Source organism: Parendozoicomonas sp. 2304DJ65-17 (assembly GCF_058148445.1).
This window is the reverse complement of sequence record NZ_JBYVJV010000002.1, coordinates 798733-818995: the sequence shown is the minus strand read 5'-3', so window position 1 is coordinate 818995 and position 20263 is coordinate 798733. Positions and strand designations below refer to the sequence as shown.

The 20263-nt window shown below is 48.4% G+C and carries 12 protein-coding genes and 8 tRNA genes; 6 read left to right on the top strand and 14 right to left on the bottom strand.

The annotated features are described in order from the left end of the window. Positions 1–51: 51 nt before the first annotated feature. The 5 genes from ACY2RR_RS08685 to ACY2RR_RS08665 form a co-directional block, all read right to left on the bottom strand. Positions 52–1389, bottom strand: a complete 1338-nt coding sequence (locus ACY2RR_RS08685) for an FAD-dependent oxidoreductase (RefSeq protein ID WP_490107739.1) — start codon at positions 1387–1389, stop codon at positions 52–54. 301 nt (positions 1390–1690) lie between these two features. Then, positions 1691–1765: transfer RNA gene (locus tag ACY2RR_RS08680), tRNA-Gln, on the bottom strand. A gap of 25 nt (positions 1766–1790) precedes the next feature. Next, a tRNA-Met gene (locus ACY2RR_RS08675) sits at positions 1791–1867 on the bottom strand. 47 nt (positions 1868–1914) lie between these two features. Beyond that, positions 1915–1989: transfer RNA gene (locus tag ACY2RR_RS08670), tRNA-Gln, on the bottom strand. A 16-nt stretch (positions 1990–2005) separates the two neighbouring features. Beyond that, positions 2006–2082: transfer RNA gene (locus ACY2RR_RS08665), tRNA-Met, on the bottom strand. A gap of 247 nt (positions 2083–2329) precedes the next feature. Between ACY2RR_RS08665 and ACY2RR_RS08660 the strand changes: the two genes are divergently transcribed. Beyond that, positions 2330–3511, top strand: coding sequence for an acetyl-CoA C-acyltransferase (locus ACY2RR_RS08660; RefSeq protein ID WP_490107738.1), 1182 nt, complete (start codon positions 2330–2332; stop codon positions 3509–3511). Here ACY2RR_RS08660 and ACY2RR_RS08655 read toward each other — a convergent pair. After that, on the bottom strand, positions 3461–4243 hold the full coding sequence (locus tag ACY2RR_RS08655) for an SAM-dependent methyltransferase (protein ID WP_490107737.1): 783 nt from the start codon (positions 4241–4243) through the stop codon (positions 3461–3463). The two genes, ACY2RR_RS08660 and ACY2RR_RS08655, sit on opposite strands and share 51 nt — an antisense overlap. A 150-nt stretch (positions 4244–4393) precedes the next feature. On the opposite strand from ACY2RR_RS08655, the gene ACY2RR_RS08650 reads away from it, so the two are divergent. Continuing rightward, entirely contained in the window at positions 4394–4612 is a 219-nt protein-coding gene (locus ACY2RR_RS08650) for a DUF3094 family protein (protein WP_490107736.1), read from the top strand. 100 nt (positions 4613–4712) lie between these two features. Further along, positions 4713–6026, top strand: a complete 1314-nt coding sequence (locus ACY2RR_RS08645; RefSeq protein ID WP_490107735.1) for an NAD(P)/FAD-dependent oxidoreductase — start codon at positions 4713–4715, stop codon at positions 6024–6026. A 60-nt stretch (positions 6027–6086) separates the two neighbouring features. Here the strand turns inward: ACY2RR_RS08645 and ACY2RR_RS08640 are convergent. The 4 genes from ACY2RR_RS08640 to ACY2RR_RS08625 all read right to left on the bottom strand — a co-directional run bounded on the left by ACY2RR_RS08640 (position 6087) and on the right by ACY2RR_RS08625 (position 6466). Then, a tRNA-Lys gene (locus ACY2RR_RS08640) sits at positions 6087–6162 on the bottom strand. 35 nt (positions 6163–6197) lie between these two features. After that, positions 6198–6273, bottom strand: a tRNA-Asn gene (locus ACY2RR_RS08635). Positions 6274–6279: 6 nt separating this feature from the next. Beyond that, positions 6280–6355 (bottom strand) — tRNA-Lys (locus ACY2RR_RS08630). Positions 6356–6390: 35 nt separating this feature from the next. Further along, a tRNA-Asn gene (locus tag ACY2RR_RS08625) sits at positions 6391–6466 on the bottom strand. 183 nt (positions 6467–6649) lie between these two features. Here ACY2RR_RS08625 and ACY2RR_RS08620 point away from each other — a divergent pair. From ACY2RR_RS08620 to ACY2RR_RS08610, 3 genes are read left to right on the top strand one after another with little or no spacing between them, the layout of a single operon-like run. Then, a complete protein-coding gene (locus ACY2RR_RS08620) occupies positions 6650–8755 on the top strand; it encodes a DUF1631 family protein (protein WP_490107734.1) in 2106 nt (701 codons plus the stop codon). Between the two features lie 10 nt (positions 8756–8765). Beyond that, positions 8766–9125: a PilZ domain-containing protein gene (locus tag ACY2RR_RS08615; protein WP_490107733.1), complete on the top strand. Its 360-nt coding sequence runs from the start codon at positions 8766–8768 to the stop codon at positions 9123–9125. Between the two features lie 54 nt (positions 9126–9179). Next, positions 9180–14441: a hypothetical protein gene (locus tag ACY2RR_RS08610; RefSeq protein WP_490107732.1), complete on the top strand. Its 5262-nt coding sequence runs from the start codon at positions 9180–9182 to the stop codon at positions 14439–14441. On the opposite strand, the gene clpB is transcribed toward ACY2RR_RS08610, so the two are convergent. From clpB to rluD, 4 genes are all read right to left on the bottom strand, one after another. Next, positions 14431–17001, bottom strand: coding sequence for an ATP-dependent chaperone ClpB (clpB, locus tag ACY2RR_RS08605; RefSeq protein WP_490107731.1), 2571 nt, complete (start codon positions 16999–17001; stop codon positions 14431–14433). The genes ACY2RR_RS08610 and clpB overlap by 11 nt on opposite strands. 82 nt (positions 17002–17083) lie before the next feature. After that, positions 17084–18229, bottom strand: coding sequence for an SPFH domain-containing protein (locus ACY2RR_RS08600; protein WP_490107730.1), 1146 nt, complete (start codon positions 18227–18229; stop codon positions 17084–17086). Between the two features lie 100 nt (positions 18230–18329). After that, positions 18330–19088: a peptidoglycan editing factor PgeF gene (gene pgeF, locus ACY2RR_RS08595; protein WP_490107729.1), complete on the bottom strand. Its 759-nt coding sequence runs from the start codon at positions 19086–19088 to the stop codon at positions 18330–18332. After that, complete coding sequence (rluD, locus tag ACY2RR_RS08590; RefSeq protein WP_490107728.1) at positions 19085–20050, bottom strand: 23S rRNA pseudouridine(1911/1915/1917) synthase RluD; 966 nt, start codon at positions 20048–20050, stop codon at positions 19085–19087. Before rluD ends, pgeF begins: the two co-directional genes overlap by 4 nt. Between the last annotated feature and the right edge of the window lie 213 nt (positions 20051–20263).

The following is a 20263-nucleotide window of genomic DNA, read 5'->3' as shown; positions in this document are numbered from 1 at the left end:
GTTTTTTGTTTTTGCAGGGCTTACGCCCCATGAGATAGAGGGCAAAAAATATTATTCGCCAATCAGTTCCCGATTAAAGGCTTCTTCATCAAAGCCACAGCCAAGGAACTTCACGATTTCACGAAGGTCATTCTCGCCGTTACCCAGACAGCTGGTGCCACCTGGTGAAGGAGTCATGTTAAAGATAATGCCAGTACCAGGGTTAATACGAGCTTCGCCCAGCATCAGCTCTTTATTGTCTTTATCAATCAACTGAGGGCGAATACCACCAAACTTCTTGGCAAAGGTCACATCACTCAGCTTCAGGCCCGGAACAATCTTACGGGCATCTTTCAGGAACAGACGACGGCGTACCCAGGGGATTTCAAACAGGAAGTTCTTAAAGATGTAGTTACGGATATCAGAAACCTTGAACAGATCCCAGAACACCTTGAAGACAGAGCCATCCAGTTTGAGTACTTTAAAGAACTCAGGAATGGTTTTGCTGTTATAACGCTCAAGCATAGGCAGCAGAAGAGCGGTTGGCCCGAAGCGGGTCTTACCCGGCACCCGTACATCTGGGTCACCATGAATAGCAGCAAAGGGAAGCTTGTCATTCTGGACAGTATATACCTTGCCGTTCAGAACCTGTGGAGTGAAGTAGAAACTACCAGCTACAGGCAGGCAGGAGAAATTCAGTCCATAACCCATCTGCTGGGCAAGCAAGAGACTGTGGCCACCAGCACAAACAACAACAAAGCGAGCCTGATACTCACCCTTATTGGTTTGAACCTTAAAGATATCCCCTTCTTTCTCAATGCCGTGAACACCGGTTTCCAGCATCAAGTCGATATCTTTGTCAGTTTTCTGAGCCTGTTTTACAAAAGACTCGGAAGTTGCTTTGTAATCAACGGCTGTGTAGTCATCGGTAATAGCAAGAGCAACAATTTCTTCTTTGCGTGGGCCAGATTCAGTATTAACAACCTGTGGCTCCACTTCAGCGACCTGCTCTTTTTCCAGCAGAGTCATGCCTGAGTAGTGCTCTTTGAAAACCTCGAAACGCTTTCTGAGGAAATCACATTCATCACGGCCAACCCCCAGAACCATTTTCGGATATTTGAAAATGATCTGATCCCGCTCTTCATCGGGAAGTGACTGGGCATAATTTACCAACATCCCAGCAGTGCGCTTTACTTTCAGCGCCTTCTCAAGGGTGTAGTTGGTTTCTATATCGCCACAGTGGATAGTCTGACTGTTGTTACTGCTCTTAGAGTTGACTGTGGCAAAGTCATTGTACTTTTCGATCAGGCCTATACGATCCAGATCCGTATACCGCGCCAGCTCATACAGCAGCGCTGTTCCGGATACGCCCCCTCCCACAATCAGTACGTCATAGGTCTTTGCCGTCATTATTTCTGCTCTCTGCTTGCTGACCTCAGCCCGGCTGACCTGCGTGTGCTTTTGGCACGGTGGCAAATCACGGCTATTTTCCTGCCCAAACGCAATCCCTGCTGGTTTGTTATTGGCCGTCCCTTTACCACTCGCGGCGCATTATATAGGAAGTTGCGCGACTTTCACCTACCAAGATACGTAAAAATATCTTTACGAAATTTTGTATCGGATAAAAACAGGAAAAATAAAAGCCAGAAACGACAAAATCCGCCAACCAGAAAGGTTACGGAGAGAAGAGAAAATATTTGAATTGGGAAAATGGCTGGGGTGGCAGGATTCGAACCTGCGCATGACGGGATCAAAACCCGTTGCCTTACCGCTTGGCGACACCCCAAACATTAATAAGCTTAATGACAAAATGGTAGCTAGGGGCAGATTCGAACTGCCGACCCCAGCATTATGAGTGCTGTGCTCTAACCAACTGAGCTACCTAGCCACGCTATCATTTTGCTTGCGTCCAGAAAGGACTGTTTTCGGCAAAGATGGCTGGGGTGGCAGGATTCGAACCTGCGCATGACGGGATCAAAACCCGTTGCCTTACCGCTTGGCGACACCCCAATCTCGGAAACATCTTTGGTAGCTAGGGGCAGATTCGAACTGCCGACCCCAGCATTATGAGTGCTGTGCTCTAACCAACTGAGCTACCTAGCCCCGAAAACTTGGTGCGCATTTTCATGATTAACCCCCCAACTGTCAACACCTTACATTGCGAAACCTCATTACGGCATTCCACATACAGAACATTTACTTTCTATTCAGGCACACGATTCAGCACATGAGGCAGTCAGTTTTGGTAAATCACTTTGAGCAGGAGTAAACATGACGCAATCACAACTGCGATATACAATGCCCCGGCGACCATAATCAGAATCATAAAACAGAAGACGTGGTATCAAGCATGAATCAGGATGACATCGTAATTGTCAGCGGCGCCCGCACTCCCATGGGCGGCCTTCAGGGCTCACTCAGCGGCCTCACAGCTCCCGAACTTGGCGCCACCGCAATCAAAGCCGCAGTAGAAAGAGCCGGCATTGCTTCCGCTGATGTTGAAGAAGTGATTATGGGCTGCGTTCTGCCAGCAGGCTTGAAGCAAGGCCCTGCCCGTCAGGCATCCCGTCAGGCTGGCCTGCCCGATGAAACCGGCTGCACCACTATCAACAAGCTCTGTGGCTCTGGCATGAAAGCGACCATGCTGGCCCACGACCTGATCAAGGCCGGAACCAACACCATCATGGTTGCTGGCGGCATGGAAAGCATGAGCAACGCCCCTTATGTTCTCGACAAGGCTCGCAGCGGTTACCGCATGGGTCACGGAAAGGTTGCTGACCACATGTTCCTGGACGGTCTGGAAGACGCTGAGACTGGCCGCCTGATGGGTTCTTTCGCTCAGGATATGGCTGACGAGTACAAAATGACTCGGGAAGCGATGGACAACTTCGCTATCGAATCTCTTTCCCGCGCCAACTCAGCGATTGAAAATGGATACCTGAAAGAAGAAATTGTTCCGGTCACCATTAAATCCCGCAAAGGCGAAACCGTTGTTGCTGACGACGAACAGCCCGGCAATGCCCGCATCGACAAAATTCCCCAGCTACGTCCAGCTTTCGCCAAAGACGGCACCATTACTGCCGCAAATGCCAGTTCCATTTCAGATGGTGCTTCCGCACTGATTCTGATGGCCGCTGGTGAAGCCAAAAAGCGTGGTCTGAAGCCTCTGGCGCGTATTGCTGGCCATGCAACCAACTCACGCCACCCTTCCGAGTTCACCATTGCTCCAGTTGGTGCCATGAGCAATCTGTTTGAAAAAACAGGCTGGAACAAAGATGACGTGGACCTGTTTGAAATCAATGAAGCCTTCGCCATGGTGACTATGGCTGCAATCCAGGATCACGAACTGGATCATGCCAAAGTGAATATTCATGGCGGCGCCTGCGCTCAAGGTCACCCTATTGGTTCTACAGGCTCCAGAATCATTCTGTCCCTGATTTACGCCCTGCGCCGCACTGGTGGTAAGAAAGGTGTAGCAGCGCTATGCATCGGTGGCGGTGAAGCGACTGCCATGGCCCTCGAACTGGTTTAACAGTTCATCATCCTGAAGGTCGTCCTGACCTTCAGGAGCATCCTCTGGCGGCCCTACCCGCTGAATCCTCATATCCGACCACCCCCAGATAAATAATCCTGGAAAAGCCGTCTCAAGCTGAAAGCGTTCAGGCATCAATTGAGCAAACGAAGCATTTACCGATACAACTTTTGCCCCATTCGGCAAACCGGCACACAACATGGCAACCTGGCGGATACAGGGCTCACTCATCGCCGTGCAGTCAACATACACCAGCTTCCAGCGTGACATATCCAGATCAAACATATCCCCGCAGATAAAAGAAACCTGACCAACAGGCATACATTCTCTAGCCAGTTTTTTTCCTAACTGAACAAACAGTGGAATCTGCTCAATGCCAAGGGTTCTGCAGCCATAACGATCAGAAAGCCACACGCAATTTCTCCCAGTTCCCGAACCCAGTTCAAGCACTGCATCATCAGAAGAAATATCTAGACGACGGGCAACAGCCTCCAGCGTCATCAGGGGCGTTTCTCCATACCCCTGGGCATCAAACTCACCTCGCTGATCAAGAAAGCGCCTGCTAACCGCCCAGGGAGAACAGAAAAAGAAAAACATTCTCCGTCGCAATTCGAAATTCAAAAACTGAAGAGAAAAACAATAGCGCAACCCAACAAGGGAAAGCATGAATTCCGTTCCCAGAGCCCGAAACCATCCCAGCAGTGGGTTTTCAGTGGCATTCTTCCAGTTCACTCTGTCGCTCCTGCGCTTGTCACACCGAGGAACAATCAACCATAATCCTTACAGAATGGATTCAGGGGTTTCCCCTTCTAATAAAAATAATCATAGATAACTGCATGGAAGTAATGATGTATGGCAGTTTGTTAAGCAGCGGGCACGCCTATGAATCAGCAAAATCAGAGCAACAAGAGTGACAGCGGGCAAACAACCCGCCTGAACCACAGTGACCAGCAACTTGTCGACGACTTCGTAAGTTCTGGCGTAAACAGAGAGGAGCGCAAACCGTTCCGCCCCTGGACCATGATGCTCTGGCTATCCCTGAGCATTATTGCGTTGGGAGTTGCTGCCCGTGTGATAGGAATATTCGTCCAGCCATACTGAGCTTTATCTAACAACCAATATCAACAAGCGAAGTTGCCGACCCAAAAACAAGAATGAAAAAGTGGCGCCGCCCTCGCATTAACAGAGCCTGAAAACACTAATGCATAAACATCAGGGGTTGCATCGTATCGTTATTGTCGGTGGTGGGGCCGGCGGACTGGAACTGGCCACCCGGCTAGGGCGAACCTTGGGCAAAAAGAAGAAGGCAGAGATTCTTCTTGTAGACGCCCGTATGACTCACATCTGGAAGCCTCTGCTGCACGAAGTGGCTGCGGGCTCCCTGAACTCTTACAGCGATGAATTAAATTACCTTGCCCAAGCCAACTGGAATCATTTCCGCTTCCAGCCCGGCACCATGTCTGGCCTGAACAGAGATAAGCAAATCATTACTCTTGCCCCCGCTTTTGATAATACCGGTGCAGAGCTGCTGCCAGAACGCACTCTAAGTTATGATTCCCTGGTTATCGCTGTAGGCAGCCACACCAATGACTTCGGCACTCCCGGGGCCCAGGAACATTGTTTATTCCTCGACAGCCGCGAACAGGCCGAACGTATTCACCATCATCTCATCAGTCGCTCTCTTCACTACGTATCTGGGGAAGAAGGCCCACAACGCACAAATATTGCCGTAATTGGCGCGGGTGCTACGGGAGTTGAACTAACAGCCGAACTCCATAATGCTGCCAATCTAATGGCTCGCTACGGACTGGAACAAAACCCAGGAGAAATGCAGCTGACACTTGTTGAAGGCAGCAACCGGGTTCTTCCAGCATTGCCTGAGCGTATCAGCAAGGGTGTACAAACCCAGCTGGATAAACTCGGCATTAATACACTGACAGGTACTCTGGTAAGCGAAATCACTGCAGAAGGAATTAAAACCCGCAGCGGTGAAATGATAAGAACCGACCTGACAATCTGGGCAGCCGGAATTAAAGGCCCTGAATTTCTTCAAAATCTTGACGGCCTTGAAAGCAATCGCATTAATCAGTTGATAGTAAAACCAACTCTGCAAACTGCTCAGGATGAAAACATATTTGCCCTCGGTGATTGCGCCAGTTGCACTATTCCCGGCAAAGACGGTGATTTCACTATTCCACCAAGAGCCCAGAGCGCCCACCAGCAAGCCAGCCTTCTGGCCAAAAACTTAACCCGCAAGTTAAATAATCAAGATTTGCTGGACTTCAAATATAGAGACCATGGCTCACTGATTTCCCTGAGCAGCCATTCTGCGGTAGGAAACCTGATGGGCAATTTAACTGGAGATGTGATGCTGGAAGGCCGGATGGCAAGGTTGTTCTATTTGTCGCTCTATCGCCTCCACCAGATGACCCTCTATGGTTTCTGGCGTACTGGCATGCTGATGGCGAAGGATCTGTTGGAACGCAGCACAACGCCAAAGCTGAAGCTTCACTGATCAGTTATTTTTTTCACATACGAAAAAGCCCGCTTCATTGAAGCGGGCTTTTTGCAAGAATGGTGGGTCGTGTAGGATTCGAACCTACGACCAATTGGTTAAAAGCCAACTGCTCTACCAACTGAGCTAACGACCCACAAACAAACAGCTACGCAAGCTGGATGTTTAAAGTGGCTCCCCGAACTGGACTCGAACCAGTGACCCAATGATTAACAGTCATTTGCTCTACCAACTGAGCTATCGGGGAATTGAATGGTGGGTCGTGTAGGATTCGAACCTACGACCAATTGGTTAAAAGCCAACTGCTCTACCAACTGAGCTAACGACCCACAAACAAACAGCTACGCAAGCTGGATGTTTAAAGTGGCTCCCCGAACTGGACTCGAACCAGTGACCCAATGATTAACAGTCATTTGCTCTACCAACTGAGCTATCGGGGAACTATCTCGTGATGTCTCAGCAGCGTTTGGCTGCGTCGTTGTCATCACTCAACGGCGGCGAATGATAATGACTCTGAGATTTTCGTCAACCCCTTTTTACAACAGTGGTCACATGTTTGCGGTACCTACCTGTCATTACAGGTGTATACTCGTACCCTTGGACAGAAGAAAAAGAATGCATCCATGGCACAGGATGACCCCGGAAAAATAACTCCCATTAACAGCTCCAGAGCCTCAGCTGCTGATAATCCGGCATTAAAGCTGATGGACGGCATACGCAGGTTGACGCTGGAGTCCCTCTCAGAAGGACTCGACCAGACCCTGACTCTGACGGACGATATGCTTTTCACACAGGCTGAAAAAGCATCAAGCAATATAGAGCAAACCCTTTACTTCGATACCATGCGGGACATTCGCCGTAACCGTTCCCAGATCACCCGGGCGTTTCACAGCAAAATCTCAGAACATTTCAGAAACTTCTCACCAGATACGCAGCAAACTCCCAACCCTAAGGGAACGGGAATAGAGTTTGATGAAGACTCTATGACCCTTCTGCATACGGATGCCTACGAAGATACCCTGCAGGTCACCAATCTTAGCAACGCAGTTCAGGGGCAATGCCACGAAGCTCTGTTTGGCATAGAAAAACGTCTAGCCGTTCTTAATCAGGGGCACCCGGTAAAAGATCAGGACAACCCTTTACACCCAAAGCTGATTGCTGAGAGCTTTGCCCTGGCCATAGATCACAGCAGTATCCACAACCAGATTAAGCCAGATATTTACAGCCTGTTTGAACAGCAGGTTATGGGGTGCCTGAAAGCACTTTATGAACAAATAAATACTCGCTTCATTGAGGCTGGCATTTTGCCAAACCTTCGCCCCAGCGCAATTATCAAACAGGAAAGTAGCAAACCTGTTGCAATGGTAAAAAAAGCGGCGAAAAAAGCGGCACCGGCAACAACCGCCGCCAGCCTGCTTTTCCAGTTCCACGAACGCTCCTCCTCTCCGAAAAAGGCGGCGTACTCCAGAAATGATTTGATATCTGCACTGTCACAGCTTCAGGAACAGGCTCTGCAGGGAGACTATCGCCCGTTTACAGGAGCCAAAGGGGCTGAAGATTTTAAAACCTCCATTCTTTCGGCCATGAAAAGCGAGGGGAACAAAGCAGCAACCCTGAACGAAGATGACGAAAGCGACCTGAGCATGATCGGCCATATCTTTGAACAGGTTTCCCAGGATACTCAGCTTCCTGGCCAATACAGCACTCTGTTTACCAAAATGTCACTTCCCTGGGCACGCATAGCATTCGATAGCCAGAAATTTCTGGAAGACGATCAACATCCGGCCAAACAACTGCTTGATGAAATGGCAACTGCCGCTGAGCAATTCCAGGACACAAATATGTTTGCCCGCGATGTTTACCAGCAATGTCAGAGCATCATCGACGCTCTGTGCCGGGAAACCCGAATCCGGAAATATCGACTGAGTGAACTGCTGGACAGTTTCCAGAAACACCTCTCTCTGTTGCAACAAAAGGCGGAAATGGTCGAGCAGCGCAATATTGAAGCGGGCAAAGGGCAGGAAGCCCTGCTTAACGCCAGAGCTTGGGCAGAAACACTGGTTAAAGAAAGCACTCGAGCCATACCGCTGAAAAAATTCAGTGATCGTTTTCTGCACACAACCTGGATAGATGCCCTGGTCTTTCACTTTCTCTGCCTTCGAAGCCAGGAGAATCTTGAACACTGCAAAGAGCTGACAGACAGGCTGGTAGATACACTGACCAAACCAGATTGCACACCTGAGGATTTCACTCCTGTCGCAGATAAGGTGGCGGCCTTTTTGAAGCAGCAGGGAAGTTTCCCTGAAGCAACCGTAGACCGTCTTCTACAGGAACTGGCCAGAGATGCTTATGATGAAGATGCAGACTTAGAGCTACTGACCCAGTTTAACCAACAATTGCATCACCCTACCAATGCCCCCGAACAAAGCGACAGCTTTATTCCTCCTGCCACAGATAAGATTATTACCAGGCTTCGCCCCGGCATCTGGTGTCAATCCATGAATGGCAGAGGGGAGCCAAGGCGCTGGAAACTGGCCTGGCACAGTCAGAAAGGAAGCCTGTTCCTGTTTGTCGATGGTGCAGGTCAGAAAACAGCCATGGTTGACCGCAGTACTCTGGCAAACTGGCTGATGCAGGGGAGGCTGATATTTCAGCCGAAAGAGGCTCCACCTCTTCTAGCTCGAGCAATGAATGAAGTCGCAAAAAAAATAAAAACAACAAAGAAATAGCGAACCAACCATGAGTACAAATGAAAAGAATAACGAGCACCATGAAAAAAGGCGTGAAGTAAGGAAACAGCTATCCAAACCCTTTGATATTTTCAACAGCCTGACCAATGAACCCATTGGTCAATTGGTTAATCTTTCCCAGAGCGGTTTTATGCTCAGCAGCCCAACATCCATACCCGAAGGAATCATTCTCCAGTGCCGGGTCGATATAGTAAAAGAGAACGGTCAGGGGCATTCCGTAGACATTGGTGCCGAATCCCTCTGGAAGAGGGAAGGACACAGCAGCCAACAGCACTGGAGTGGGTTCCGAATTCTGGATATCAGCAACCAGGATTTACTGTTAATTCAAGAACTTCTGGAAGCCCCATAACAGGCGGTATCTGCTTAACTGTATCAGTAGGGAGTAAAAGGACAGGGACAGGTAGTGGATGACTTTAGAGGCATTGGAGGCAGCCGTTCTCGCTCTTCCAGTTCAGTGAGTGACAGTAGCTCGTCACTTTCTGACTCATCCACCAAAAATACTAAAAAGCATTTACCAACCGGTGACAGCGTACCTCACACCCCTTTATCACGCCGTAAAACCCGAGGAATCCCCAGAGACGAGAAGTTGCGGGCAGAGCTTCTGGCATTTCGGGCCTTTTCTGAACCTGTTTACGTCCCAGCGGCCACTGTTATTCCGGTTAATGATCGTGCCCGGGATTTTGAAAAGGGCAAAGAAAAAGTACTGGCCACTGGCGTTTATGGCACAGAAGCTCTGGAGATTTACACTCCCTCCACAGTTATCGAAACTCCCACCCAGGGTTACATCTACGTCCCCCACGGCTACAAGCTGGCGCCTGGATATCACGTAACCCACCTTGGCTATAAAGTGCACTCCAGTACGCTACGCCTGGACCAGCCAATAGCTGCAAATTGCCAGAGCTATGGTGAACAGACTTTGCTGGAACATTTCGAAGAAGGTGGGGAGGATATCCTTCCTCCCCACAGCTGGCTGCAACGACGCCTGTCATCAACCTCATCAGTTACATCATCAATGTCATCACTTTCTCTGGATGAAAGCTTGCTTCCCACAGAGGGGGCACTTCTGAGCAAGGCTTTGGAATCTGGTGATTCTTTTGGACTGCCTGATGATGAATTACTTGAGGTTAAGGAGCTGGTCCAACTTCAGGGAGAACACTTTGAACAGATTAAAGATGAAAGTGAAAAACTGAAACTGGCAACACAGAAGCTAACCGATAGAGTTTCCCAATTAAGGCGACAGGTTAAAGATAACTCCACCAGATCCAGCCAACCCATAACTCACGCTGCAAGGGTTGAGCACGAAACCCTAACAATTCCCGAAACTGATACGAAAGAGTATCAAGACCTTCTTAAGCAATTATCTGAGTTTGAACGCGAATTGGAAGCCTCTCAACTTGCTAATCGAAATCTCACTGAAGCTCAGATAGAGCTCCAATCAGAGCTAGAAACCAAAATCGACGATGCATCACAACTGAGCATTGAACTTGAACAGCTGCGAAAACAAAAAGATGACGCTGAAAAAGCCTGTACAGCGTTAACGGATAAGGGAAGAGCTAACCGTTCAGAGATAGATCGCCTTAAAAGGGAGAACGAAAGCCTCGCCCACAGAATCAGCAAAAAAGAAGCAGAACTTCAGGCACGGGGTGTAGAGCTCGCACAAGTTCGTGAGTTTCTTAAAAACGCCCAAGAAGCCAATAAAAATTTTCAGTCTGAGGTTCTTGGTCTTCGCAAAGACTTGAACGAACTGGGCCAGGCGAATGCTACGGCTTCCAGAACGATCAGTGAAATACAACACCAACTCACCGCATCCCTTGAAAAAAATAAAGCTGCAGAAACCACTCTTGAACAGACCAGCCGGAGGCTGGAATCCTCCCTCAAACAACTTCGCAGATTCAGAGAAAGACTGGAGAGCAAAGATAGGGAAACGTCTCATCTTCAGAAAGAACTTGGCAAAGCTCAAGGTGATAACCAACAGCTAAGAGAAGCAGCGAGTCTGCACAAGTTGGACAAGCAGAAGTGGAAATCCGAACGAGATCAGCTCAGTCTAGCGCTGGCAGAGAAAGAAAAACAGCTGGCAAGGATCGCCTTTGAACAAGAGCTACTAGTAAGAAAGTGTCACCTCTCGGCAGAAAAGAGTGCAATTTCAGAACAGAGCCTGAAAGAACATCAGGAGCTACTGAGAAGGAACCGCAGTGAACTGGAACAAATTCAGCAAGAAGTAACACAACTAAAATTAAAAAACGCCACTCTTGCCCAAGCTCAATTCAATCAGGATGAGCGCATAACTTCTCTGGAAAGCGCCAACCAGGTTTTACAAGGTCAACTGGATGGAGCCAAATCAGAACTCGAGCAGCTTCAGCTTAGAGACCACTCGCTGATTGAAACAATCAGGGAAGCTCATACCGACACCCCTATTCCCCAGAAACCACCCGAGAACCTCGAACAGGCGGTTACCTGGCTACTTGAACGCAATGCCTCACTTAACCAGCAGGTGACAGATACCAATACCCAGTACAGTCAGGCTGTTTTTCTACAACAACAGCTGGTACACCAAGTGGAAAAACAATCAGAAGTTCTGCACGAGCAACAGAGCTTACTGAGTGCAAACACAGAGGATCTGGTACAGACAAAAGAAGAGTTACAACAACGCAGGCTGGAAGTTGAACTGGCCACACGACTTGTTGAAGAAACCCTGAAAGAAGCGGAACGACAAAATCAGACAAACTCAACACTAACGAGTGAAAACGAAAGGCTCTTGGCAAGAGTGAAAGAACTGGAAAACTCTGAAAGTGAAAAAGAGCGAAGGATTGCTCAACTGGAACATCAGGTCAGCGGCCTGAAACAGAACAATACCGAGATCGCAAAAGATCACGCCAGACTGAATAAAGAACTGTGGCAGGAAAAACGCCAGAACCAGCAACACCTGTCAACTATAGAAGCCATGCAACAGCGGCTGGATACAGCTGCCCGTGACAACCTTGAAGTTCAAAGAGATATTATAAAATTAAGAGAACGGCTCACTGCCTGCCACGACCATGAAGTTCTGACAGCTATAAAACTGGAAACACAGCAACAAGCTCTGCACTCCGCAGACCAGGAAATCCGCCTGTTAAACAGTACGGTTCGCCAAAAGCAAAAACTGCTTGGGGATAAAGATGAAGAAATCATTCGCCTGCAAGAATTTGTTGAAAAGAACCATGAATTGAGTGAAGCAAACCGCAGGCTTACTGAAGAATTATCAACAGCAGAAGCCACAAAGGGCGCTCTGCAAGAAGAGCTTAAAGAAGTCAGCGGCTCCCGCCAGAGTTTGACGAGTGAAGTTTCCACCCTTAACCAAAGAGTTCAGGACCTACTGGGGGAACTGGATATCGCACAAAACCGCATACAGGAACTCGAAAGACAGCGGGACGATAAGATCGAAAGACTGGAAAAGGATTTGCACAACCTGAATGAAAGCCATCAGGACATGATCGCTCAATATCAAGGTAAGGTTTCCAGAAGAGACAAAGAGCTTATTGAGGCCAAAAAGCGTGAAAAGGCTCTAACTGCTCAATTAAAACCACTTCAGCATGAACTTGAGCAAATCATGATTGTCATTCAGGAAGCCCCTGAGCCGAGTAAGGCACCTCCCCGCCAACTCCCACCGGGTACCAAACCGAACGACAGAGTAAGGGCGCTATTAAAAGAAAAAGATGCTCGTATAACAAATCTGCAGAAGCAACTTGAAGACGCCTTAGAATCAGTTGAGGCTCAGAGCAGGAAAGTTACCGACAAGCAAACGGAGTTAACGGAAGCACAGGCACGCAATACCGACCTGAACAGTAGAAATGAACAACTGGTTGAACAGCTCGACGCAGCAAGTCTGCAAGAAAAAGAACTTCAGGATAGCAATAGCAAATTGTTGGGCGACTTGAAAAAAGCGTTAAGGACCGCCGAAAGCCAAGCTCTCCAAACCACAAACATATCAGAACAACTACGCGTAGTTACGACAGAACTTGAGCGTACAGTATGGGAGTCTCACAAGCACAAGTTTCAATGGGAAGAAGAGAAACGACAACTATGCCTGGTTCTTAATGACTGTAAAAGAAAAATCGACGATCACTTTCTGGAGAAAGAGGCTTGGGTTCAGGAGAAGCACGAACTTAATGGACAACTGCTTCCTTTAGAGAACAAAAAGCGTGAGTTGGAAAACGAAATTCTGATCCTAAAAACGCAGCTTGACTCTTTAAAGTCTGAGAATGAGCTTGTGAAAAGTGCTTCTCTTATGTGGCAGCATCGTGCTGAACATGCCGAAGGTGAATTAAAAGCTCTCGAGAAAGCCTTAAAAGAAAAAAATGATGCTTATGAAGAGCTAAATGATCTCTACGTAGATACTCAGTTGCAAATGCGTAATATTGAGGCGGAGATTATCAAACAAATCGATAATGTTACCATGCCTCAAAATATTGAGGATCTTGAGCAGTCCTTACCAGAAAGTTTCCAGCACATGTCTATCAAAGGAGGCTTGCATTCCCAACTCCCGTTCGTCGCAAAAAACTTGCATGATTTAGCCCGACAGTGGCATAGACGCCAGACATATCAGGATGAGCTCGCTGCAAAAAACAATACCCTTAGCGAAGAAGTCAGCGCACTCAACAACCTGCTAGACCAAGAAGTTGATAAGTCAGAAGCCATGCAACGAGACCTGGACACTGCGGTTCGCGGCCAAGAGAAAGCTATCGCAGTCAAAAAACTGTATAAGAAAAAGCTGGATGCTTTTAGAAAGCAACTTGAAGAGCAGGGAACAGCTATACGAACCCGACAGTTCAGGAATGAATTACAAGCAGCAGAAATTAAAAAGCTCGAACTCACAGTAGCAAGGCTTGAGAATGAAAGTTCTCGCACTCCCGAAGATGTCGTTCCAAAACAAGAATTCTGGGCAGCTGTTGCCATGATGAAAGAGAAATTCGAATTACTTGAGAAACAGCATGAGGTAACACTGACAGACCTAACCGCAGCAAAAGATCAGGCGTTAAAAGAAGCGGAAGCCTCAGCAGAAATCACAATCGACGAGCTTAGAGAAGAAAAGGAAAGGTTAAGGAAACAGATTATCAGACAAAAAACATTGCTTCAAAACCTGTCTGACATGATGAATTCATCCTTGGCTGATTTGGATGCTGCACAACAACTCCTCATAAAATCTTTTCCCAACGATGTTGCACGTGAAGCCCTTCTCCATATTTTTGAAGAGGTTAAAGATAACCTGCGAACAGGAAAGGCTGGGTGGAGAGAGATTCTCCTCCAGCTTAAACAGGAAGGGATTCGCCCTGAGAATGTTGAGCAACAGAAAGCCCTGGATAATGCCTTCAAAATTCTAAAGCTTATTACTGGCATAAACCCAGATGACGATCTGCCACAGAGCCTTCCTCAAGAACCACCACCTCCGGTAAGGCGCAGCTTAAGCGGCGACAGCGATAAAAGTAGCGATAGTGGCATCAGCACAGCAAGCAATAGCTCTGCCAATCTTCTAGATGATCAAGAGGAAGTCTTTGATAGCTCCTCCACTGAGGAAAAATCTCTCACTTACAGTTCTGTTGTGCAGTTTGGTACACCCAACAAACATCCAGCCGCACACAAAGTGCGGCTGGATCAGCCTTCGCAAGTTCTACCACTGATTAACAATTAAAAACCATTCGCTGGTCTTCGACTCCCACCTTAACAGTCGCCCCGGCCGCAAACTTTCCACCAAGAATAGCCTGCGCCAGTGGGTTTTCTATTTCCCGCTGAATCGCACGTTTAAGTGGTCGTGCCCCATAGACAGGATCAAAACCAGCTTCCACCAGCATACCCATAGCTTCGTCAGACACCTCCAGAGACAGATCATTTTCTGCCAACCGCGAGCGCAACAGATCAAGCTGAATATTGGCAATCCCTTTAATCTGCTCTTTCGCAAGAGGGTGGAAGACCACCAGCTCATCAATACGGTTCACAAACTCTGGACGGAAATGCTGACCAACAACATCCATCAAAGTGCTCTTCACCGTTTCAAACTCATCATCCTTAAGGGTTTGAATCAGATCTGAACCAAGGTTTGAGGTCATCACCACCACAGTGTTGCGGAAATCGACTGTACGACCTTGCCCATCGGTTAAACGACCATCGTCCAGCACCTGCAACAGAATATTGAAAACATCGGCATGGGCTTTTTCGACTTCATCCAACAGCACCACACTGTATGGGCGTCGACGTACCGCTTCGGTCAGGTAACCACCTTCTTCATAGCCGACATACCCTGGAGGCGCGCCCAACAGTCGGGCAACAGAGTGTTTCTCCATAAACTCGGACATATCAATCCGAACCACGGCATCTTCTGTATCGAACAGAAACTCCGCCAGAGCTTTACACAGTTCTGTTTTACCAACACCGGTTGGGCCGAGGAACATAAAGGAGCCATTAGGGCGATTCGGATCAGCCAGCCCAGCCCGGCTCCGCCGCACAGCATCGGAAACAGCTTTTACCGCTTCATGCTGACCAATCACCCGATCATGGAGAGCGTCTTCCATACGCAGAAGTTTATCCCGCTCACCTTCCAGCATTTTGTTAACAGGAATACCCGTCCAGCGGCTGACGACTTCGGCAATTTCTTCATCTGTCACTTTGTTGCGCAACAACTGCATGCCGGTAGTTTCTGCGTCCTGGGCCTGCTCAATACGTTTCTCAATATCAGGCAGTTTGCCGTACTGGATTTCTGACATTCTTCCCAAGTCACCGGAACGGTTTGCAGCTTCCAACTCCAACAAGAGTTTTTCTTTCTCTTCTTTTAACTTGTGAGCGCCCTGCAAAACAGACTTTTCTGCCACCCAGATTTCTTCCAGATCGGAAAACTGTTTCTCCAGCTCGGAAATTTCCCCATCAAGTGCAGAGAGACGCTTCTGGGAAGCGGCATCTGTTTCCTTTTTCATCGCCTCCTTTTCAATCTTCAATTGAATCAGGCGACGTTCCAGCTTATCCATAGACTCCGGCTTGGAATCCATCTCCATACGAATACGGCTGCCCGCCTCATCCACAAGATCAATAGCCTTATCAGGAAGCTGCCGATCAGTGATATAACGGTGAGAAAGTTTGGCTGCAGCAATAATGGCCGGATCGGTGATATCCACATGATGGTGAACTTCGTAACGTTCTTTCAAACCACGAAGAATGGCGATGGTGTCTTCCACAGAAGGTTCCTCCACCAGCACTTTCTGGAAACGACGCTCCAGCGCAGCGTCCTTCTCGATGTACTGGCGGTACTCATCAAGAGTTGTGGCGCCTACGCAATGCAGCTCACCGCGAGCAAGTGCAGGCTTAAGCATATTGCCGGCATCCATTGCCCCTTCGGCTTTACCTGCGCCCACCATAGTATGCAGCTCATCAATAAACAGGATGACCTGCCCTTCCTGCTTGGCAAGATCACTTAATACCGCTTTCAGGCGCTCTTCAAAATCACCACGGTATTTTGCGCCGGCAAGCAGCGCGCCCAGATCGAGGGAAAGAATTCGTTTGTTGCGGATGCCTTCAGGGACTTCACCATTAATAATTCGTAGCGCCAAACCTTCAATAATGGCGGTTTTACCCACACCCGGCTCACCAATCAGTACCGGATTATTTTTGGTTCTGCGCTGAAGCACCTGAACGGTTCTGCGAATTTCATCATCACGACCAATGACAGGGTCAAGCTTGCCCTGCTCGGCACGCTCAGTGAGATCAATGGTGTATTTGGCAAGAGCGTTGCGGCTGTCTTCGGCATTGGGATCGTTAACGGATTCGCCACCACGCAGGTTTTTGATGGCAGTTTCCAGCGCCTTTTTGCTGACACCCTGATCACGCAACAGCTGACCAACCGGGCCACCATCTTCCATCATCACCAACAGCACAGTTTCACTGCTGATGAACTGGTCGTTATCCTGCTGGGATTTTTTATCCGCCAGATTCAGTAAGCGAAGCAGGCTTTGAGAAGGCTGGATATCACCTGTTGGAGTTTTGGTCACGGCCAGTTTATCGATAATACCATCCAGCCCCTGAGAGACTGTGGCAATATCAAATCCAACCTGAGCAAGCAGTGGTTTTACTGCACCACCCTGCTGATTCAACATCACCTGCAGCAAATGAGCAGATTCAATACTGGTATGATCCTTACCTATGGCCAACGACTGGGCATCGGCCAGGGCGGACTGCAGTTTGCTGGTTAACCGGTCGGCTCGCATTGCAAATACCCCTCACCTTATTACCGATAGAAAAATACACTACTGATAATTTCTATATATGGCTGGTGAGGGGGAATTCAAGTCACTTACTGTTCGCCGCTTGCTCCCCGGCCTCAGTTTCGTTTGCCTGAAGTAACCTGCGAGATGCTGTAGTAGAAGGCCCTATAGCTCCATCAGCACCAGCCTCAGGATGCATAAAAGTTGGGATCTGATTTCCAAAGAAGTATTTGGTATTAGGGCTGCTCCAGAAAGATTCCGCCCTGATCTTTTCTATATATTCAGGCGTTAGCAGAATAGCATTTATCTCTGCTTCTTTGCGGGCAATTTCTGCACGGGCTTCGCCTTCTTTTTGCAGATGGTAGGCATTGGCTTCAGCTTCTTTCTGGGCGGTATAAGCAGCCGCATCCGCCTCTTCTTTCAGCTCGTGAATACGTACACTGATTTTTATCTTCTTCTGCTCAGCCAGACTCTCCTGATCTGCTAACAGCTTTTGGTTCACTATTGCTGCCAGAACCCTCTGAGTTTCAGCTTCTTTTTCTTTTTGCTCCTTGTTAGCCTGAATTTCCTTCATGATCCTCTTCTGTCTTTCTTCAATAACACCCTTAAGGCTCTTCTCGTAGACCAGATCCGCATAGTTTTTATGAATTTGAGCGGGCAGTTCAGGCTTTGCAACAATAACCCGCTGTATTTGGAGGTTGGATTTATATTCCTCCTGCACTTTTTTCAATCTGCGCTGTAATTCATCATCCAATGTATCAAATTCATCGATATACAATTGCTTGGCTGTTTTTGAAACACAGAACTCAGCAAGCTCCTGCCTGATGGGCTCGGAGATAAGAAAACTTTCATAATTTTCCCCAAATTTTCGAATAACATTCAGGGCATCTTCAGACCGCAGCTGGTTATAAACAGAAACCTCTGGAAAATTTATGGTTAATCCATCGGAGGTACCGCAGGGAATATTACGAATGATGTCTAACTGTGGGCGAATATTTACCTGTAGTAATTTGGTAAGAGGAGACATCCACCCCCACTCTGGCTGATAAACTTCATCCCAGAACTTACCACCAAACCCCTGGAAGATGCCCACTCGCCCTTCCGGAATTGTGTAAATAAACCACCAGCTATCATGCCGAATCACATCAGATTCAGAGACAGATGAAGCCACAAGTTTGTAACTCACAGAAAGAAGAATAAGTATGAGGAAACTCTGCCGCAGGCCACTCATGAGAAGGCTCCGTACCCGGTTGCGAATGAGAAATCGGCGAGGAGTATAGGTACGGAGTTTTACGTCAACAGAAAGGAATTGTTACGTTTTGAAAGCTAAATCAAACTAACCACACAGCAGATAACATACGTCCACTGGCTGCACCTTCACGACGATAGGAATAGAAAACCTGATCTTCACTACCGGTGCAACGATCACCACCAGAAATTTCTGTTACTCCCAACCGAGCAAGGCGTTGGCGGGCAAGAAGGTAAAGGTCGCCATGCCAGCGCTCATCATCACCCGAAACAAAAGCATCCACAGCTTCGGGCACAACCTGAGAAAAAGCATCGCGAACTTCTGCACCGACCTCAAAGCACTTTTGACTGATCGCTGGCCCAAACCAAGCGATCAACTCTTCACCCGGGTCGTCAAAGGTTTTGACCGTACTTTCCAGCACACCAGCTTCAAGTCCACGCCAACCAGCATGGGCTGCCGCAACTCTTGTTCCGGAACGATTACAGAACAACACTGGCAAGCAATCTGCTGTTAAGACTGTGCAGGGGCGATTGTGTTCCTCTGTCCACACAGCATCCGCTTCAACACCAAAAGGCGAATCGGCAGGAATAATATCAACACCATGAACCTGCTTGGCCCAGCAGGGCTGGGAAGACCAACCCCACTGTTTCACCAGATCATTTCCCCAGGATGTCAGCCACTCTTTGCGCCTCTGGAGAAAATCAGACTGATGCTGATCACTCATTGGCGGCCCAACCGGGCTTACCCGGCGAGTTGATACAAACGCCCTGACATTCGCCGGGGCATTCCATTCTGGCTGAATGTAATCAACCAGAGCGCTGTCATTCTGGGAGGAAATCATAAGTCGATCGCAACCTGTGCATCCTGTTCAAGAACATCAAGCAGGGTAAGAAAATCTTCAGGAAGATCCGTTTCCCACTCCATATATTCGCCAGAAACAGGATGAACAAGCCCAAGTCGGCGGGCATGAAGAGCCTGACGATCAAAATCTTTCAGTGCGGTGACCAGTTCTGGCGTGGCGCCTTTCGGAAAACGGGGTGGCCCGGCATACAGAGAATCGCCCACCAACGGATAACGCAGATGGCTCATGTGCACACGAATCTGGTGGGTACGACCGGTTTCCAGCTGAAGGCGGATATGAGTGTGACCATGGTAACGCTCCAGAACCCGATAATGAGTCACAGACGGTTTGCCACCAATCACAACACTCATTTTCAAGCGGTTAGTTGGATGACGACCAATCGGTTCATCAACCAGCCCACCTGCGCTCATTACACCAAAAACCACAGCTTCGTATTCACGGCTGACAGAACGTTCCTGTAACTGCTCAACTAGGTCGGTCTGAGCCTGCAGGGTTTTGGCTACCACCATCAAACCGGTGGTGTCTTTGTCCAGACGGTGAACAATACCTGCCCGGGGAACAGAGGCCAGTTCCGGGTAACGGAACAAAAGTCCGTTCAACAGAGTACCTGTCCAGTTTCCCGCACCAGGGTGAACAACCAGGTCCCGAGGTTTGTTGATAACTACGATGTCGTCGTCTTCGTAGACAACATCCAGCGGAATATCTTCCGGCTCCCAGCGACCGTCATCTTCAATCTCTGCGTTCAGAGACAACTGTTCACCACCGAACAGTTTGTCTTTAGGGCGCAGGGTTTTGCCATCTACCAACAGAGCCCCGGAACGTATCCAGTCCTGCAGGCAGGAGCGTGAGTAATCAGAAAAAACTTTTGAAGCGATCTGATCCAGACGTTTACCACCCAGTTCTTCGGGGACAAACGCTTCAAGGGTAATCTGTTCGGCCATAGAGTGGAGCTACTATTCCCGTCATTAATTCTTAGGAATGTTCGCAGGGCAAATCCCTGCAAATCCAAAATTTGAGATATTACAACATGGCGACACAGCCGTTCCGAAAAACCGGAATCCCGCTGAAACTGCCGCTCTATCTTACGTCAACAGCGTATACATCACGCTGACATTGCAAACAACAGAGTGGATAACTCAAGCTATTATCGACCA

What these genes read in the sequence shown, in the direction of transcription:
- ACY2RR_RS08600 (WP_490107730.1), bottom strand. Translation starts at nt 18,229, where the DNA reads ATGAGTGGCCTGCGGCAGAGTTTCCTCATACTTATTCTTCTTTCTGTG.
- ACY2RR_RS08650 (WP_490107736.1), top strand. Translation starts at nt 4,394, where the DNA reads ATGAATCAGCAAAATCAGAGCAACAAGAGTGACAGCGGGCAAACAACC.
- ACY2RR_RS08615 (WP_490107733.1), top strand. Translation starts at nt 8,766, where the DNA reads ATGAGTACAAATGAAAAGAATAACGAGCACCATGAAAAAAGGCGTGAA.
- ACY2RR_RS08645 (WP_490107735.1), top strand. Translation starts at nt 4,713, where the DNA reads ATGCATAAACATCAGGGGTTGCATCGTATCGTTATTGTCGGTGGTGGG.
- pgeF (WP_490107729.1), bottom strand. Translation starts at nt 19,088, where the DNA reads ATGATTTCCTCCCAGAATGACAGCGCTCTGGTTGATTACATTCAGCCA.
- ACY2RR_RS08660 (WP_490107738.1), top strand. Translation starts at nt 2,330, where the DNA reads ATGAATCAGGATGACATCGTAATTGTCAGCGGCGCCCGCACTCCCATG.
- clpB (WP_490107731.1), bottom strand. Translation starts at nt 17,001, where the DNA reads ATGCGAGCCGACCGGTTAACCAGCAAACTGCAGTCCGCCCTGGCCGAT.
- ACY2RR_RS08620 (WP_490107734.1), top strand. Translation starts at nt 6,650, where the DNA reads ATGGCACAGGATGACCCCGGAAAAATAACTCCCATTAACAGCTCCAGA.
- rluD (WP_490107728.1), bottom strand. Translation starts at nt 20,050, where the DNA reads ATGGCCGAACAGATTACCCTTGAAGCGTTTGTCCCCGAAGAACTGGGT.
- ACY2RR_RS08685 (WP_490107739.1), bottom strand. Translation starts at nt 1,389, where the DNA reads ATGACGGCAAAGACCTATGACGTACTGATTGTGGGAGGGGGCGTATCC.